Here is a 15480-nt window from a genome sequence, read left to right as displayed (position 1 = left end):
TCAGACCTTTGCCTTGAGCGCCCTTTGGGCAGCCTTCAGTACCGGGCGGACATCGGCATCGGCGAAGAATGCTTCGAGCAGGGCGGCTTCCTGTTCGCGCGCCACTTCGCCCAATTCCGGATCGCCGAACGACCCGGCCGTTCCCGCCAGCTGGTGGAGGAGCGTGCGCAGCTCCATCACAAGTTCTTCGTCGATCGTGTCTCTCTCGATCGCCCCTTCGATGCTGGCGATCGTGCGGATCTTGCGGTCCGCAAACTGTCCCTTGAGCGCCTCCATCGCCGCCGTACGGCTCCTGGCCGAGCGGCTGCGTGTGCGATGACCCCAGGCTTTCAGCGTGGCGCGCAGGTCTTCGAGGCCGACCGGTTTCTCGAGATAGGCCTGCATCCCGGCCGCACGATAGGCGCGCACCTCTTCGAGGTCGGTCGCGGCGGTGACCGCGATTATCGGCAGCTCGTCGGGCCCGATGCCATCGGCGCGCAACCGCCGTGCGGTCTCGACACCGTCGAGGATCGGCATGTTCACGTCGAGCAGCAGCAGCGAGTATGGTTTCCCTTCGCTCGCAGCTTCCTGCAGCATGGCGATGGCGTCGAGGCCGTTGGCGGCATGGTCCATCCTGATCGAGAGGTAGCGCGTCATCGCCAGCATGACCTCGGCGCTGATCGGCGTGTCTTCCGCCAGCAGCACACGCAAGGGTGCGGCACTTGGCTCGGCAAGCGCTTCGGAAGGCACGCCGGCCTTGGGCCAGGTGGTAGATTTCGGCTCGTACACGCGGCCGATATCGCAGGATATGGTTAAACTTGACCTAAGGGATCGCCCGCAGGCGGCAGGAACGCCGGCTCAGCCGCCCTTCATGCGCTCCAGCTGCGCGGCCATCTGCTCCCACACCTTGTTCACGGCCTTGAGCGGGCGGACCATGACCTTGAAATCGATGATCTTTCCGTTTTCGTCGAAACGGATCAGGTCGATCCCGTTGACGTGGATGCCGTCCATTTCGGTGGTGAATTCGAGCATGGCGTTCTCGCCATCGACGAGCTCGCGGACATATTCGAAGCTGTCGTTGCCCAGCGTCTGCCCGGCGGCCGAAAGATAGGCGACGACGATCGCCTGTCCGCGCTGCGGCGTATGGACCACGGGCGAATGGAACACCGCGTTCTCGTGAATGATGGCGGCCAGCGCCGCGGGCGAGCTGCCTCCCTCGATAACCTCGTGCCAGCGTTTCAAGCCTTCGCGTGCGGACATTCCATTACTCCCCATATGCCGATCGACGATGGCATGTATTCCCATCGGCGACCAGCTTTTGCATAGGAGGCCGCGATGACCGAATCCGACCCTCACATCGCCATCCAAAACGGGCTTGCCGCTTTGGGTCGTCGCGACACCGCCGAAGCTGCGGAGCTGCTGCGTTCGGCAATCGACCGCTTGCCCGATGCGGAATTCCCGTGGGTTGCGCTGGCGAATTGCGAACTCATGCTGGAACGGTTCGGCGCCGCCGCCGACGCGCTCGAGCGGATCCTCCGGTCTGCGCCCAGAGACCTTCGCGCGCTGCTCCTGAGCGGCTGGGCCCATGAAAAGCAGGGCAATGATCGCGCCGCGACGAGCTTCTACACCGCAGCGCGCAACCAGGCGCAGGCGATGGGCGGTGCGCCGGCGGACCTGGCCGCCTTGCTGGAGCATGGCGTGCGGTTCTGCGCCGGTGCGAACAAGGGGTTCGAAGCGCACCTGCGCGAGGCTCTGCCCGGCGGCCTCAGCCCGACCATGACCGAGGCCGTGGAACTGCTCACAGGGGAGCGCGAGCTCTATCTGCAGCAGCCCTCGGTGCTCTATTACCCGGGCCTTGCGCACCGCAGGTTCTTCGAAGTCGAGGAGTTCCCCTGGCTGGAACCCATGCTCGCCCTGGTGCCGGAGATGCAGCGCGAACTGGCCGCGGTCATGGAAGAGGGCGGATCGGGCTTCGCGCCCTATGTCCAGCGGCATGCGAACCGGCCTGCGCCTAACAATCCGCTGCTCGAAAACGACGCCTGGACCGCGTTCTATTTCTGGCAGAACGGCGCGGTGGTCGAGGAGAATGCGCGCCGCTGTCCCGTGACGATGGAAGCGCTGGCGATGGCGCCGATGCCGCGGGCCGAGGGCCGTTCGCCCAATGCGCACTGGTCGCGCCTGCTGCCGGGCGCACATATCGCGCCGCATACGGGCATGCTGAACACCCGCCTGATCTGCCATATTCCGATCAAGACGGCTCCGGGATGCTCGCTGCGCGTAGGCAGCGAAACGCGCGGGTGGCACGACGGCGTCCCGCTGATCTTCGACGACAGCATCGAGCACGAGGCCCGCAATGCGGGGCCGCAGGAGCGCGTGGTGCTATTGTTCGAGATATGGCGACCCGAGATTCCCGAGGGGGATCGGGACGCCATTTCGCGCATCTTCGAGGCGATCGGCGAATACGGGACCTGACGCCAGAAACGGACGCCGGTTAGGCCCGCCGGAAACTGCTTGCCTGCGCGGCCTTCCAGTGGCGCGCATAGGCCGTCGAGTCGGGATCGGCGAGCAGCTCTCCCGGCTCGAGGAATGCGTAAATGCGGTCGATCGCATCCGAGCGCGCCCCGTTCAGGCGTTCGCGCATGTCCTGCGGAGTGATGTCCCACGGGCTGTCGAGACCCATGGCGACGACGATCTCGCGCAGCGAATGGACGGTCTGCTTCTGGAAACGGGCCACGCGCGGCGCCTTGTCCTCGACCACCAGACCCTGCTGGCGCCAGGCATCCTGCGTTGCGACCCCGGTCGGGCAGGTGCCCTTGTGGCAGTTCATCGACTGGACGCAGCCGAGCGCGAACATGAAGGGGCGCGCCGCATTGCACCAGTCCGCGCCGAGCGCGAAGGCCTTGGCCATCTGCGCGCCCGAGTGGATCTTCCCCGAGGCGGCGATCTTGACCCGATCCTTGAGATTGAGGCCCACGAGCATGTTGCGGACCATGATCTGCCCTTCGCGCAGCGGCATGCCGACCGAATTGGAGAGTTCCAGCGGGGCGGCGCCAGTTCCGCCCTCGGCCCCGTCGACGGTGATGAAATCGGGGTGGATGCCGGTCTCCAGCATGGCTTTGCCCACCGCGAACAGCTCGTGCGGCTGGCCGACGCAAAGTTTCAAGCCGACTGGCTTGCCGCCGGAAAGGTCGCGCAATTGCTGAACGAATTCAAGCATTTCTATGGGTGTGGAAAAAGCCGGATGCGCCGCCGGTGAGGTGACGGTCTCGCCCACCGGTACGCCGCGAGCCTCGGCGATTTCCTTGGTGACCTTTGCGCCCGGCAACACGCCGCCATGGCCCGGCTTGGCGCCCTGGCTGAGCTTGACCTCGACCATCTTGACCTGATCGTGCTGCGCATTGTCGCGAAACTGTTCGGGATCGAAATTCCCGTCGGGCTGGCGCGCGCCGAAATAGCCGCTGCCGAGCTCCCAGATGAGGTCGCCGCCATGCGAGCGGTGGTACTTGCTGATCGATCCCTCGCCCGTGTTGTGCGCGAAACCGCCCAGCGCCGCGCCCGCATTCAGCGCCTCGATCGCGCGGGCAGAAAGCGAGCCGAAGCTCATCGCCGAGATATTGAGCAGCGCCGAGGAATAGGGCTTGGCGCATGTGCCTTCCCCGATGGTCAGGCGCCAATATTCCGGCGCGGTATCTTTCGGCGCGATCGAGTGGCTGAGCCATTCGTATTCGTCCGAATAGACGTCGAGTTCGGTGCCCATGGGATGCGCATCGAGATCGCCCTTGGCCCGCGCATACACGAGCGCGCGCGCCTGGTGACTGAAGGGCCGCCCCTCAAGGTCGTCCTCCACGATATAGGCCTGTGCGAAGGGGCGCAGGTCCTCCATAAGCCAGCGGATGCGGGCGAGGAGCGGATAGTTGCGCCGCAGGGTGTGGCGATGCTGGATGAAATCCCACAATGCGAGCAGCGTGAGGGGTACTGCAAGCCACAGCAGCCAACGGCCCGCGTCCCATGCCCACAGCGTCGCGCAGAGGGCGAGCAGCGCCAGCGGGACGATGTAGCGGAAGGGGAGCTTCTCCACGCGTCAGGCGAGATGCGCGGTGAAGAAGTCCGCAGTACGCTTGTCGGCCAGCTGCGCCGCCTCTTCCGCCCGGCGCTTGCCGAATTCGGTGGCGAAGCCGTGATCGAGGCCCTCGTAATCGTGCAGTGTCACCTTGGGATGGTCGTCCAGCCCTTCGTGCATGGCCTGCTGCGTGTCCTTGTCGACGAAGCCGTCCTCGGTTGGGATGTGCAGCATTAGCGGGTGCGCGATCGCGTGCTTTTCACCCAGCAGGCCGTCGATGCCGACGCCGTAATAGCCAACCGTGGCATCCACGTCGGTCCGGGCGGCCGTCATGTAGGCGAGCCGTCCGCCGAGGCAGTAACCGACGCAACCGACCTTGGCGACGCCTTCTTCGCGGCGGATGTGGTGGATCGTTGCCTCGATATCGCGAATGCCCTGATCCTGGTCAAATCGCCCCATGAGATCAAGGGCTTGCTGAAATTCCGGCTCGACGTCGGGATCGAGTTCGATGCCCGGTTCGAGCCGCCAGAACAGGTCGGGCGCGACGGCGAGATAGCCCTGCTCGGCCAGCTTGTCGCACTTGCGCCGGATGCCCGCATTCACGCCGAAGATTTCCTGGATCACGATGATCGCCGCCTTGGGCGCTTCTGCGGGACGGGCGACATAGCCATCGAACTGCGCGTCGCCGGAGAGGGTGGAAATCTTGACGGTCTCGGTCATGCGGTGTTTCTCCTCGTTGTTGCCGGGCCTAGCGCTTGCTTGGCGGGCTTGGCAAACCCAGATAGGGCGTACAGCGCCATAACGGAGGAAGCGCCATGAAGGTCCATATCGAAATCGACTGCACTCCCGAAGAGGCGCGGAGCTTCATGGGCCTGCCCGACGTCGGCAAGGCGAACGCCGTCTATGTCGACATGATGTCGAAGGCGATGAAGGGCGTGTCGAATACCGACCAGCTGCAGGAGTATGCCAAGCAACTCGCGCCGATGGGGCAGGCTGGCTTCAAGCTGTTCCAGAGCTTCATGGAAGGCGCCAATGCGGCGAGGACGAGTTCCCCGCGCGACAAGAGTTCCGACGAGGACTGATTTCAGCTCTTGATGATGGACGACACGATCTTCGCCCTGTCGAGCGGCGCGCCGCCGGCAGCCATTGCTATCGTCCGCATCAGCGGCCCCCATGCCGGCAAGGCATTGGCCACGCTGGCCGGGAGCCTGCCCGAGCCGCGCGCGCCCTCGCTACGCAAGCTGCGCGACGAGGCGCAAGCGCTGCTCGACGAGGCACTGGTCCTGTGGTTTCCCGGGCCTGCGACGGCGACGGGCGAAGATCTTGCCGAACTGCACTGTCACGGGGGCAGGGCGGTGGTGACGGCCGTACTCGCTGCACTGGATCGCTTGCCGGGGCTTCGCGAAGCGGAGCCGGGCGAGTTTACTCGCAGAGCCTTCGCCAATGGACGCATCGATCTGGCGGAGGCCGAGGGTCTCGCCGATCTGCTTTCAGCTGAAACCGAATGGCAGCGCCGCGGCGCGCTGACTGCCGCGGGAGGGATTCTGTCGCAACGGATCGAGGCCTGGCGCGAGCGTCTGCTTGGCCTTTCCGCCCGGATCGAGGCGGTGATCGACTTCGGCGACGAGGACGATGTGGCCGATATCCCGGCCGATTTCGCGGCTCAGGTGGGCGATCTGCGGGCCGAGATGGTGCGGGTGCTCGAGCGACCGTCGGCAGACCGGCTGCGCGATGGGGTACGGGTCGTGTTCGCCGGCCCTCCGAATGCCGGAAAATCCTCCCTGTTCAATGCCTTGCTGGAAGAGGGCGTGGCGATTGTGTCTGCTGAAGCGGGCACCACGCGCGATGTGATCGAGCGGCCCGTGGCGATCGGCGGCGTGCCCTTCGTCTTCGTCGATACGGCGGGCCTGCGCGAGGAGGGCGCGGGCGAGATCGAGGCGATCGGCATTGGCAGGGCGCAGGAGCAGCTCGCGCGGGCCGATATCGTGCTGTGGCTCGGTGAGGCAGAGGAGAGACCCGAGGGCGCGCTGCTGGTTGCGTCGAAGGCCGATCTCGGCACGGAGGGAAAGGGGGACCATCTGGTTTCGGCTGTAACGGGTCAGGGGCTTGGCGCTTTGACCGATGCGCTTGTTGTGCGGGGCAAGGCGGCGCTGCCTCCACCCGACCGGGTTGCGCTCAACCGGCGGCAGAAGGCGCTCGCCGCGGAAGCGGCGACGGCCCTGGAGCACGCGGCGCTGGTCGGCGACCCGCTGATCGTGGCCGAGGAGTTGCGGCTCGCGCGGATGGCGCTCGACAGCATATCGGGACGCAATTCGACCGAGGATATGCTCGACGCGCTTTTCGGACGGTTCTGTATCGGCAAGTGATGTTCCACGTGGAACATTTCTCTCTTTGACCCGAGCGCGGCGCGACGGTATTGGCGCGCCCATGCACCATTACGATCTCCTTGTGATCGGCGGCGGACACGCCGGCGTCGAGGCGGCCTGCGCGGCGGCGCGCATGGGCGCGCGCACCGGATTGGTGAGCTTCGACCTGGATGCCATCGGTGCGATGAGCTGCAACCCGGCGATCGGCGGTCTGGGCAAGGGGCACCTCGTCCGCGAGGTCGACGCGCTCGACGGGATTATCGGGCGGGCGGCCGACGCGGGGGCGATCCATTATCGCATGCTCAACCGCTCGAAGGGCAGCGCCGTGTGGGGGCCGCGCGTCCAGGCGGATCGCAAGTTGTTCAAGGCGGAGGTCCAGCGCCTCATCGCCGCGCAGGACAAGCTCGAGCTCGTGTCCGGGGAGGCGGCTGCGCTGATCCTCGAGGGGGAATCTGTCGCCGGGCTGGACCTAGCCGACGGGACGCAGCTTTTCGCACCTGCTGTCGTATTGTGTACCGGCACCTTCCTCGGCGGTATCCTGTTTCGCGGCGAGGAGCGCTTCGAGGGCGGCCGCATCGGCGAGAACGCCGCGCACCGGCTTGCGGCGCAGTTGCGCGAGGCCGCCCTGCCAATGGGCCGCCTCAAGACCGGCACGCCGCCGCGGCTCGACGGGCGCACGATCGACTGGGGTGCGCTGGAAGAACAGCCCTCCGACGGCGAGGGCTGGACGATGTCGGCGCTCACGCAGGGCAGGGTCAACCCGCAGGTCTTCTGTGCCGTGACGCGCACCAACGAGCGGGCGCACGATATCATTCGCGCGAATCTGGACCGGTCGCCGCTCTTCTCGGGCGCGATCGGGGCGGCAGGACCGCGCTATTGCCCCTCGATCGAGGACAAGATCCACCGCTTCGGCGATCGCGACGGGCACCAGGTGTTCCTCGAGCCCGAAGGCCTCGACACGCCGCTGGTCTATCCCAACGGCATTTCGACCTCGCTTCCGACCGACGTGCAGCTTGCCATGCTGCGCGCGATGGCCGGGCTGGAGCGGGTAGAGATGGCGGTGCCCGGCTATGCGGTCGAATACGACCACATCGATCCGCGGGCGCTCAAGGCGAGCCTCGAACTGCACGCAATTGCCGGCCTGTATTGTGCAGGGCAGATCAATGGCACAACCGGCTACGAGGAGGCGGCGGCACAGGGCTTGGTGGCGGGCATGCAGGCGGCGGCCAAGGTGCTCGGGCGCGAGCCGGTGCAGCTCGACCGAGCCAATTCCTATATTGCGGTCATGGTCGACGATCTCACGCTGCACGGCATTACCGAACCCTATCGCATGCTGACCGCGCGCGCCGAATATCGCCTGCGCCTACGCGCCAGCAATGCCGACACGCGGCTGACGCCCAAGGGGATCGCCGCGGGCCTCGTCGGAGCGGAGCGACAGGCATGGTTCGCCGCGCGCGAGGAGCGGCGGGCGACGCTGGAGGACATTTTCGCCCGGTCTCTGGCGGCGAAGGATCTGTCGGACGCAGGGTTTCACGTGAAACGCGATGCGGGCAGCAAGTCGGTCGCCGAGTGGCTTTCGGCCGGCCATCTCGACCTCTCCGCTGTCGCCGGGCTCTATGCCGATGTGGACGCCACCGACGAACTGGCGATCGAAATGTCCGAGGACGCCTCATATGCGCCCTATCTTGCGCGCCAGATTTCCGAGCTTGCTGAACTGCGGGCGAGCGAGGCGCTGACACTGCCTGCCGACTTTCCCTATCGCGACGTCCCCGGCCTGTCGAACGAGATGGTCGAGCGGCTCGCGCAGGCGCGCCCTGAAAACATGGCGGCCGCCTCGCGCGTGCAAGGGATCACGCCCGCTGCGCTTGCCGCATTGCTGGTCCATGCGCGTCGGCGGGCGGCGAAGGTGGCCGCGTGATCGGCACCGAGGGTGAGGCGCGGGCCTATGTCGCGCAGAAATGCGATCCGGCAGCGATGGCGCGGCTCGACCGTCTCGTTGCGGCACTGGCGGAAGAGAACGAGCGGCAGAACCTCGTCGCGAAAAATTCGCTGCCGCAGGTCTGGCTTCGCCATATCGCCGATTCGGCGCAACTGCTCGAGCACGCAGAAGCGGGCGATGCGCCGTGGCTCGACCTCGGCAGCGGGGCGGGCTTCCCGGGGCTGGTGATCGCGGCCATGCGCCCGCAAGCACCTGTTATTCTCGTCGAATCGCGCCGCCGCCGGATCGAGTGGATGGAGCGCATGATCGCCGAACTCGGCCTCTCGGGATGCCGCGTAGAGGGCCGGCGGCTTGAGCTGGTCGAAACCTTTGCGGCTGGTGTAATCTCCGCGCGCGCCTTCGCGCCACTCGAACGTTTGCTCCGATTATCCGCACGCTTCTCCACAAGCGACACCCGATGGGTGTTGCCCAAGGGCCGTTCGGCGGCGCAAGAAGTGGCAGAGCTTCCTGAATCGCGACGCGCAATGTTTCACGTGGAACAATCGCTCACCGATGCGGAGGCGGGCATCATCACCGGATGCGGCAAATGGAAGGGCGCCAAATGATCACCATCGCGATCGCCAACCAGAAGGGCGGGGTGGGCAAGACCACCACCGCGATCAATATCGCTACCGCGATGGCGGCGACCGGATGGAAGACGCTGCTGGTGGACCTCGATCCGCAGGGCAATGCCTCCACCGGCCTCGGCGTTGCGAGCGCGGACCGTGTGAACACCAGCTACGACCTGCTGCTCGACCAGGCGACGCTAGGCGAATGCGCCCTCGCGACCGACATTCCTGGCCTCGATATCGTCCCGGCGACGCAGGACCTGTCCGGTGCCGAGGTCGAGCTGGTGTCGGTCGACGATCGCACGCACCGCTTGGCCAAGGCGCTGAACGATCCTTCGCGCGGTTACGATGTGTGCTTCGTCGACTGCCCGCCCTCGCTCGGCCTGCTGACCCTCAACGCGCTGTGCGCCGCAGACACCTTGCTTGTGCCGCTGCAGTGCGAATTCTTCGCGCTCGAAGGGCTCAGCCAGCTGCTCCAAACGGTCGAGCGGGTCCAGCAGGGCTTCAACGCCAATCTCGGCATCGTCGGCGTGGTCCTGACCATGTTCGATCGCCGGAACCGCCTGACCGACCAGGTGGCGGACGACGTCCGCGACTGCCTGGGCGGTCTCGTGTTCGAGAACGTCATTCCGCGCAACGTGCGCCTGTCTGAAGCGCCGAGTCACGGCCTTCCGGCGCTCGTTTACGACCACCAGTGCCCCGGCAGCCGCGCCTATATCGGCCTGGCGCGCGAACTGATCGGCCGCCTGCCCGAAACGAGGAAAGCTGCATGAGCGAAAGCAACCAGATGTCGCGCCCAATCGATCGCAAGAAGAAGCTCGGCAAGGGCCTTGGCGCCCTGCTGGGCGAGACCCGCCGCGAGGAACCGCTGGTCCGCCGCGAGATCACCGGCGAAGTGGCCGCGGACGCTCCGGCCAGCACCGCCGCGACTCCGGCGACCGGCCTCGCCTCGATCCCGGTCGCCAAGATCGAGCCGCTTCCCGGGCAGCCGCGCACGCATTTCGCCGAGGATGCGCTGGACGAGCTTGCCTCCTCGATCGCGGCCCGTGGGGTGATCCAGCCAATTCTCGTCCGTCCGGTCGGCAATGGGCGTTACCAGTTGGTCGCCGGCGAGCGGCGCTGGCGTGCCGCCCAGCGCGCGCGCCTGCACGAGATTCCGGCGATCGTGCGCGAGCTCGACCAGCGCGAGGTCATGGCGCTCGCACTGATCGAAAACCTGCAGCGCGAAGACCTCAACCCGCTCGAAGAAGCCAAGGCTTATCAAAAACTTGCGGACGACGAGGGCATGACCCAGGCGGAGATCGCCAAGCTCGTCGACAAGTCGCGCAGCCACGTCGCCAACTTCCAGCGCCTGCTCGCATTGCCCGACGATGTGCTGGCCTTCCTCGCGGAAGGTTCGCTGTCGATGGGCCACGCGCGCGCGTTGATCGGCAATGACGACGCCTCGGGCCTCGCCCGCCGCGCCGTCGCCGAAAAACTTTCGGTCCGCGAAGTCGAGAAGCTGACCCGCTCGCCGTCGAAGGTGCGCGAAGGATCGGCGCGAAAGGCGGTGTCGACGGGGAATGCGAACGACGCCGATATCGCCGCGGTGCAGGGCCATCTCGAGGAATTCCTCGGCATGCAGGTGCGGATCAAGACCGAAGCCTCGCCCAACACCGGCACGGTGACCATCCGCTACCGCACGCTCGACCAGCTGGACCTGCTGTGCCAGCGCCTGACCGGCGGCGACATTTGATTTAAATCAGGGGTTTAGAGAAAGTCGCGCCACGCGACTTCCGGGCGGTCAGGGCCGCACGGGGGTACCGTCGCTGTAATACGCACGCTGCGGGACTACGACCGTCACCGGGACGAGGAAATAGTCGCCCGTGGCCGAGTAACGCCCGTCCAGCCCGCCCGAATAGGCGCTCGCCATATACTGGTCGAGATAGGCCTCGCAGCGCCTGTAGGAATAGGCATAGTCATCCTCGTAGATCCCGGATACGCGCTCCTCTTGCCGATCGAGCGCGCCACCGACGGCCATGCCGCCCAGCGCACCTGCTCCTGCACCGATCAGCGTACCCGCCGTGCGGCTGCCGCGCCCGGCGATGCGATTGCCTGCAATCCCGCCAACGACAGCCCCGACGACCGCGCCGGCGATCTTGCCATCGCCGTCGCGCTCGTCCGCGTAGGCATAGGCGGGCGTCAGGCGGTCGGCACAGGCTGCGAGCCACTCCTGCCGGTCGAACTGGACCACGCGCCCGCCAGCGGGCAGGGCCGGAACCCGGCCCGCGCGATAGACATAGGGCTGGCCGGCAGCCGTGGTGCGACGCATCGCCGGATGCAAGGCTCGGGGCGGCTCGGCGTAGTCCCGGTCGGCGGCATAGGCATCGGGCTCCACCGAGGGAATTGGCTGCACGACGGGTCGCGGGGTGAAGATCTCCGGCTCGGGTGAGCCGCGTTCCAGGATCACACGCTGGGCACCGATTTCGCTATAGTCGGGCTCGACGGCTTCGACCGGTACCGCCTCCGCCTGCATCGGCTCGGCATACTCATAGGTGTCGGTCGGATAATCGACGCCTGCCTGCGACTGCGCCATCGCCATGGCGGGCATCAAGGCGATCGGGGCCGCACAAAGGCCGAGAACGAGGCTAGTCTTCATCGCACACTCCCGCATGTCGGCCGGCTCGGCCGCAATCATGGTTTACGCGGCCTTACCACCAAGCGCAGGATGCGCCAAAACGGCGACTTGCAGTGTGCCGATACGGGGCAGGGCCCCTAGATCCGCTGCGCCAGCATGGCGGCGAGTGCCTCGATGCCGGCCTGATCCTCAGCGTCGAAACGCGCCTTCAGGGGGCTGTCGAGGTCGATCACGGCGATAACCGCGCCATCGCGCACCACCGGGACCACCAGTTCGGAATTGGTCACCGAATCGCAGGCGATGTGACCGGGGAAGCTGTGGACGTCTTCGACCAGCTGGGTCGCGGCATCCTGCGCGCAGACCCCGCACACACCCTTGCCGAGCGGGATACGGATGCACGCCGGGCGACCCATGAAGGGCCCCAGCACCAGCTCGCCTTCGACCATGCGATAGAAGCCCGCCCAATTTAGGTCGGGGAGGAAGTCCCACAGCAGCGCCGCGATATTGGCCATGTTGGCGACCCCGTCGGGCTCGTCCGCGGTCAGCGCTTCGGCTGCATCGCGCAGCTGGCGATAGGCTTCTGGCTTGGGACAATCGGGCGCGGGGCGAAAATCGAACATGGCGAGCGATCTAGTGCCGCTTTCGCCAAGGGCAAGCCCCATTGCCCGCGTCGGCGGGCTCGCCTATCCGACAGGGCATGAGCATTCTCAAGAAGCTGGGCATCGCCCTCGTCGTCTTCCTGCTGGTCCTGGCAGCGGGTTTCTGGTTCGTCAGCCGCGGCGATACCGCCAGCCTTCCCTGGGACGAGGTCGTCGGCACCGATCCGACGCTCGAGGAACCGCAGGCCGAGACTTTCCCGACGGTCGCAATCGCCGAGCCGGTGGGCTGGGGCGCCGACGAAGTGCCCGTCGCGGCAGAGGGCCTTGCCGTCACGCGCTTCGCCGACGGGCTCGAACATCCGCGCACGCTGCAGGCATTGCCCAATGGCGATATCCTGGTTGCCTTGACCCGGGCACCCGCAAAGGAGGGTGACGGAGGGATCACCGCATGGATCGCGGACTGGCTGATGAGCCGCGCCGGGGCGACCGGCGAATCGCCCAACCAGATCGTGCTGCTGCGCGATGCCGACGGCGACGGTGCCGCCGAGGTGAAGCAGGTGCTGCTCGAAGGTCTCGATTCGCCGTCCGGCCTCGCCTGGGGCGACGGTACGCTCTACGTCGCCAACCATGACGCGGTACTCGCCTACCCTTACGAACTGGGTGCCGCCACGGTGTCGGGCGAACCGCGCAAGGTCACCGATCTCGCCGGCGGCGGCGGCCACTGGATGCGCAATCTCGCGCTGAGCCGTGACGGAACCAAGCTGTATGCGGCGGTCGGGTCCGACACGAACATCGCCGACAAGGGCATGGAGGCCGAAGAGGGCCGCGCGCTGATCTGGGAAATCGACCTCGAAACCGGCAAGCGGCGGATCTTCGGGGGCGGTCTGCGCAACCCCAACGGGCTCGATTTCAACCCCTGGTCGGGTGAGCTGTGGACCACCGTCAACGAGCGCGACATGCTCGGCTCGGACCTCGTCCCGGACTACCTCACCAACGTGCCGGTAGGCGCGCAATACGGCTGGCCATGGGTGTACTGGGGGGACAATTTCGACCGCCGGGTCAAGTACCCGATCCCCGCCTACATCAACTACGTCCGCAAACCCGAATATGCGTTGGGTCCGCATGTCGCCGCCCTCGGCTTCGTCTTCTCCGCGGAAGGCGCCAAAATGGGCGAAAACTTCGCCAGCGGCGCCTTCATCGCCCGCCATGGGTCATGGAACCGCAAGCCGCCCTCGGGCTACGACGTGGTCTATGTGGCATTCGACGAACGCGGCAATCCGACGGGCAAACCCATTCCGGTGCTGACCGGCTTCCTCAAGGACGATGGGACGACCCGCGGCCGCCCGACCTGGGTCGAATGGGCCGGCGACGGCTCGCTGCTGGTCAGCGACGACACCGCAGGCATCATCTGGCGGGTCGTCGCGCCGGGTGCGGCAGGCCAGCCGGGAATCGAGCAGATCAGCGGCAACCGCCTGCCCCCGCAACGCGAATTGCGCGGGCAGGAGGCAAGCTTCGGCGAAGACGATTATGCGCGCACGGTAACCGCCGACTGAGTCGCGCGGCGCAACTTGGCTAGCCGAGGAGCTGCGCGGTCTGCAGTTCGTAGAGCGCCGCGCCGCCGGCAATCGCGCCAGCCTTGAGGCCCGCGGCTTCAGGCACGATCCGGTCGAGGAAGAAGCGGACCGTGGCCTGCTTGCTTGCTGCAATCGCGGGGGCGGCTCCGGCGTCGACCGCGCGCTTCTGGAGCAGGAGCTGCCATCCGGCCACCGCGACGGCGAGCATGGTGCAGAAGGGCACCGAGCCGGCCAGCCGATCATCGAGGCTTGCCTCTTCGCGCATCCATTTCGCAACCGCCGCACAATCCCCTGCGAGCGCGAAGAGCGCGGGTTCGTCGGCGCAATCGCGTGCAATGGCCTCGGTCAGGCCGATCAGCGCCTTTCCGTCGTCCATGCTCAGCTTGCGGGTGACGAGGTCGGCGGCCTGGATGCCGTTGGTGCCTTCATAGATCGGGGCAATGCGCGAATCGCGCCAATGCTGGGCTGCACCGGTTTCCTCGACGAAGCCCATGCCGCCATGGACCTGGACGCCGAGGCTGGCGACCTCGATGCCTATATCGGTGCCCCAGGCCTTGATCAGCGGGGTGAGCACCTCGCCGCGCGCTGCCGCATCGGCGTCGCCCAGCGTGCCGCGGTCGACCTGTCCGGCGGTGTAGTAGAGCAGGGCGCGCGCGCCTTCGGTCAGCACCTTCATGCGCAGCAGCATGCGGCGCACGTCGGGGTGTTCGACAATTGCCACCGGCGCGCGATCGGGCGATCCGGCGCGCGCCGACTGGACGCGGTCGCGCGCATAGCCGAGCGCCTGTTGGGTCGCGCGCTCGCCGATCTGCACACCCTGGTTGCCGACATTGATGCGCGCGTTGTTCATCATCGTGAACATCGCCGCGAGTCCGCGGTTCGGGGCCCCGACGAGCTCGCCGATGCATGCGCCATTGTCGCCATAGCTCATCACGCAGGTGGGCGAGGCGTTGATGCCCAGCTTGTGCTCGATGCTGACGCAGCGCAGGTCGTTGCGCGCACCCGGCGTGCCGTCCGGTTTCACATGATACTTGGGCACAATGAAGAGCGAGATGCCGCGACTCCCCTCCGGCGCATCGGGCAGGCGCGCGAGGACGAGGTGGATGATGTTCTTCGACAGCTCGTGCTCGCCCCAGGTGATGTAGATCTTCTGCCCCGTGATGCGATACTTGCCCGCATGTTCGCCGTCTTCGATCGGTACCGCGGTGGAACGCAGCGCGCCGACATCGGAGCCCGCCTGCGGCTCGGTGAGATTCATCGTCCCCGACCATTCGCCGCTGACCAGTTTCGGCAGATACTTGTCCTGCAGCTCCTTCGAGCCGTGGTGTTCGAGCGCTTCGATCGCGCCGACGCTCAGCATGGGGAGGAGGTTGAAGGCCATGTTCGCCGTGCCGAGGTTCTCGAGCACGTTGCACGACAGGGTGAAGGGCAGGCCCTGCCCGCCGAACTCGACCGGACCCGAAATCGCGTTCCAGCCTTGCTCGACATAGGCGTGATAGGCTGCCTCGAAGCCGTCGGGCAGGCGCACCACGCCGTTCTCCAGCTTCGCGCCCTCCAGATCGCCCACGCGGTTGAGCGGCGCCCACTCGCCTGCGGCGAACTGGCCGATGCCCTCGACGATCGCCTCGACCATGTCGGGTTCGGCGGCGGCGTATCTTTCCGACTGCGCGAGCTCCTCGATTCCGGCATTCACGCGGATGGCGAGCAGCTGGTCCTGGGTGGCGGCGGTATAGGTCAC

At 66.6% G+C, this 15480-nt stretch carries 15 protein-coding genes; 8 read left to right on the top strand and 7 right to left on the bottom strand.

All coding sequences use genetic code 11. From position 1 onward, the window contains the following. A complete protein-coding gene (locus tag K3172_RS01990; protein ID WP_221586791.1) occupies positions 1–768 on the bottom strand; it encodes a response regulator in 768 nt (255 codons plus the stop codon). 69 nt (positions 769–837) lie between these two features. After that, positions 838–1239: a nuclear transport factor 2 family protein gene (locus K3172_RS01985; protein ID WP_221586790.1), complete on the bottom strand. Its 402-nt coding sequence runs from the start codon at positions 1237–1239 to the stop codon at positions 838–840. A gap of 75 nt (positions 1240–1314) precedes the next feature. Between K3172_RS01985 and K3172_RS01980 the strand changes: the two genes are divergently transcribed. Continuing rightward, positions 1315–2451, top strand: a complete 1137-nt coding sequence (locus K3172_RS01980; RefSeq protein ID WP_221586789.1) for an aspartyl/asparaginyl beta-hydroxylase domain-containing protein — start codon at positions 1315–1317, stop codon at positions 2449–2451. Positions 2452–2470: 19 nt separating this feature from the next. Here K3172_RS01980 and K3172_RS01975 read toward each other — a convergent pair whose 3' ends face one another. Both K3172_RS01975 and K3172_RS01970 read right to left on the bottom strand, forming a co-directional pair. Continuing rightward, positions 2471–4057 carry an FMN-binding glutamate synthase family protein gene (locus K3172_RS01975; RefSeq protein WP_221586788.1) on the bottom strand — a complete coding sequence of 529 codons (1587 nt, stop codon included), beginning with the start codon at positions 4055–4057 and terminating at the stop codon, positions 2471–2473. Positions 4058–4060: 3 nt separating this feature from the next. Further along, positions 4061–4759, bottom strand: a complete 699-nt coding sequence (locus K3172_RS01970; RefSeq protein WP_221586787.1) for a dienelactone hydrolase family protein — start codon at positions 4757–4759, stop codon at positions 4061–4063. 95 nt (positions 4760–4854) lie between these two features. Between K3172_RS01970 and K3172_RS01965 the strand changes: the two genes are divergently transcribed. From K3172_RS01965 to K3172_RS01940, 6 genes are all read left to right on the top strand, one after another. Next, positions 4855–5121, top strand: a complete 267-nt coding sequence (locus tag K3172_RS01965) for a DUF6489 family protein (RefSeq protein WP_221586786.1) — start codon at positions 4855–4857, stop codon at positions 5119–5121. Positions 5122–5136: 15 nt separating this feature from the next. Next, positions 5137–6405 carry a tRNA uridine-5-carboxymethylaminomethyl(34) synthesis GTPase MnmE gene (gene mnmE, locus K3172_RS01960; protein ID WP_221588951.1) on the top strand — a complete coding sequence of 423 codons (1269 nt, stop codon included), beginning with the start codon at positions 5137–5139 and terminating at the stop codon, positions 6403–6405. Between the two features lie 61 nt (positions 6406–6466). Further along, a complete protein-coding gene (gene mnmG / locus K3172_RS01955) occupies positions 6467–8323 on the top strand; it encodes a tRNA uridine-5-carboxymethylaminomethyl(34) synthesis enzyme MnmG (RefSeq protein WP_221586785.1) in 1857 nt (618 codons plus the stop codon). Then, positions 8320–8949, top strand: a complete 630-nt coding sequence (rsmG, locus tag K3172_RS01950) for a 16S rRNA (guanine(527)-N(7))-methyltransferase RsmG (RefSeq protein ID WP_221586784.1) — start codon at positions 8320–8322, stop codon at positions 8947–8949. The genes mnmG and rsmG overlap by 4 nt, the downstream gene beginning before the upstream one ends. Then, on the top strand, positions 8946–9725 hold the full coding sequence (locus tag K3172_RS01945; protein ID WP_221586783.1) for a ParA family protein: 780 nt from the start codon (positions 8946–8948) through the stop codon (positions 9723–9725). Before rsmG ends, K3172_RS01945 begins: the two co-directional genes overlap by 4 nt. After that, positions 9722–10687, top strand: a complete 966-nt coding sequence (locus K3172_RS01940; RefSeq protein WP_247717901.1) for a ParB/RepB/Spo0J family partition protein — start codon at positions 9722–9724, stop codon at positions 10685–10687. The genes K3172_RS01945 and K3172_RS01940 overlap by 4 nt, the downstream gene beginning before the upstream one ends. Positions 10688–10735: 48 nt before the next feature. On the opposite strand, the gene K3172_RS01935 is transcribed toward K3172_RS01940, so the two are convergent. Next, on the bottom strand, positions 10736–11590 hold the full coding sequence (locus K3172_RS01935) for a glycine zipper 2TM domain-containing protein (protein WP_247717900.1): 855 nt from the start codon (positions 11588–11590) through the stop codon (positions 10736–10738). A 116-nt stretch (positions 11591–11706) separates the two neighbouring features. Beyond that, entirely contained in the window at positions 11707–12189 is a 483-nt protein-coding gene (locus tag K3172_RS01930; protein ID WP_221586782.1) for a GAF domain-containing protein, read from the bottom strand. 77 nt (positions 12190–12266) lie between these two features. Between K3172_RS01930 and K3172_RS01925 the strand changes: the two genes are divergently transcribed. Further along, a complete protein-coding gene (locus K3172_RS01925; RefSeq protein ID WP_221586781.1) occupies positions 12267–13721 on the top strand; it encodes a PQQ-dependent sugar dehydrogenase in 1455 nt (484 codons plus the stop codon). Between the two features lie 19 nt (positions 13722–13740). Here the strand turns inward: K3172_RS01925 and K3172_RS01920 are convergent, their stop codons facing one another. Further along, positions 13741–15480, bottom strand: a complete 1740-nt coding sequence (locus K3172_RS01920; protein ID WP_221586780.1) for an acyl-CoA dehydrogenase family protein — start codon at positions 15478–15480, stop codon at positions 13741–13743.

Origin of the sequence: Qipengyuania proteolytica, from assembly GCF_019711565.1 — a bacterium.
GTDB classification, from domain to species: Bacteria; Pseudomonadota; Alphaproteobacteria; order Sphingomonadales; family Sphingomonadaceae; genus Qipengyuania; species Qipengyuania proteolytica.
This window is presented reverse-complemented; position numbering and strand designations above follow the sequence as displayed.

Coding starts and splice junctions, on each gene's coding strand:
- K3172_RS01985 (WP_221586790.1), bottom strand. CDS start 1,239: ATGTCCGCACGCGAAGGCTTGAAACGCTGGCACGAGGTTATCGAGGGA.
- K3172_RS01980 (WP_221586789.1), top strand. CDS start 1,315: ATGACCGAATCCGACCCTCACATCGCCATCCAAAACGGGCTTGCCGCT.
- K3172_RS01970 (WP_221586787.1), bottom strand. CDS start 4,759: ATGACCGAGACCGTCAAGATTTCCACCCTCTCCGGCGACGCGCAGTTC.
- K3172_RS01965 (WP_221586786.1), top strand. CDS start 4,855: ATGAAGGTCCATATCGAAATCGACTGCACTCCCGAAGAGGCGCGGAGC.
- mnmE (WP_221588951.1), top strand. CDS start 5,137: ATGGACGACACGATCTTCGCCCTGTCGAGCGGCGCGCCGCCGGCAGCC.
- mnmG (WP_221586785.1), top strand. CDS start 6,467: ATGCACCATTACGATCTCCTTGTGATCGGCGGCGGACACGCCGGCGTC.
- K3172_RS01945 (WP_221586783.1), top strand. CDS start 8,946: ATGATCACCATCGCGATCGCCAACCAGAAGGGCGGGGTGGGCAAGACC.
- K3172_RS01940 (WP_247717901.1), top strand. CDS start 9,722: ATGAGCGAAAGCAACCAGATGTCGCGCCCAATCGATCGCAAGAAGAAG.
- K3172_RS01935 (WP_247717900.1), bottom strand. CDS start 11,590: ATGAAGACTAGCCTCGTTCTCGGCCTTTGTGCGGCCCCGATCGCCTTG.
- K3172_RS01930 (WP_221586782.1), bottom strand. CDS start 12,189: ATGTTCGATTTTCGCCCCGCGCCCGATTGTCCCAAGCCAGAAGCCTAT.
- K3172_RS01925 (WP_221586781.1), top strand. CDS start 12,267: ATGAGCATTCTCAAGAAGCTGGGCATCGCCCTCGTCGTCTTCCTGCTG.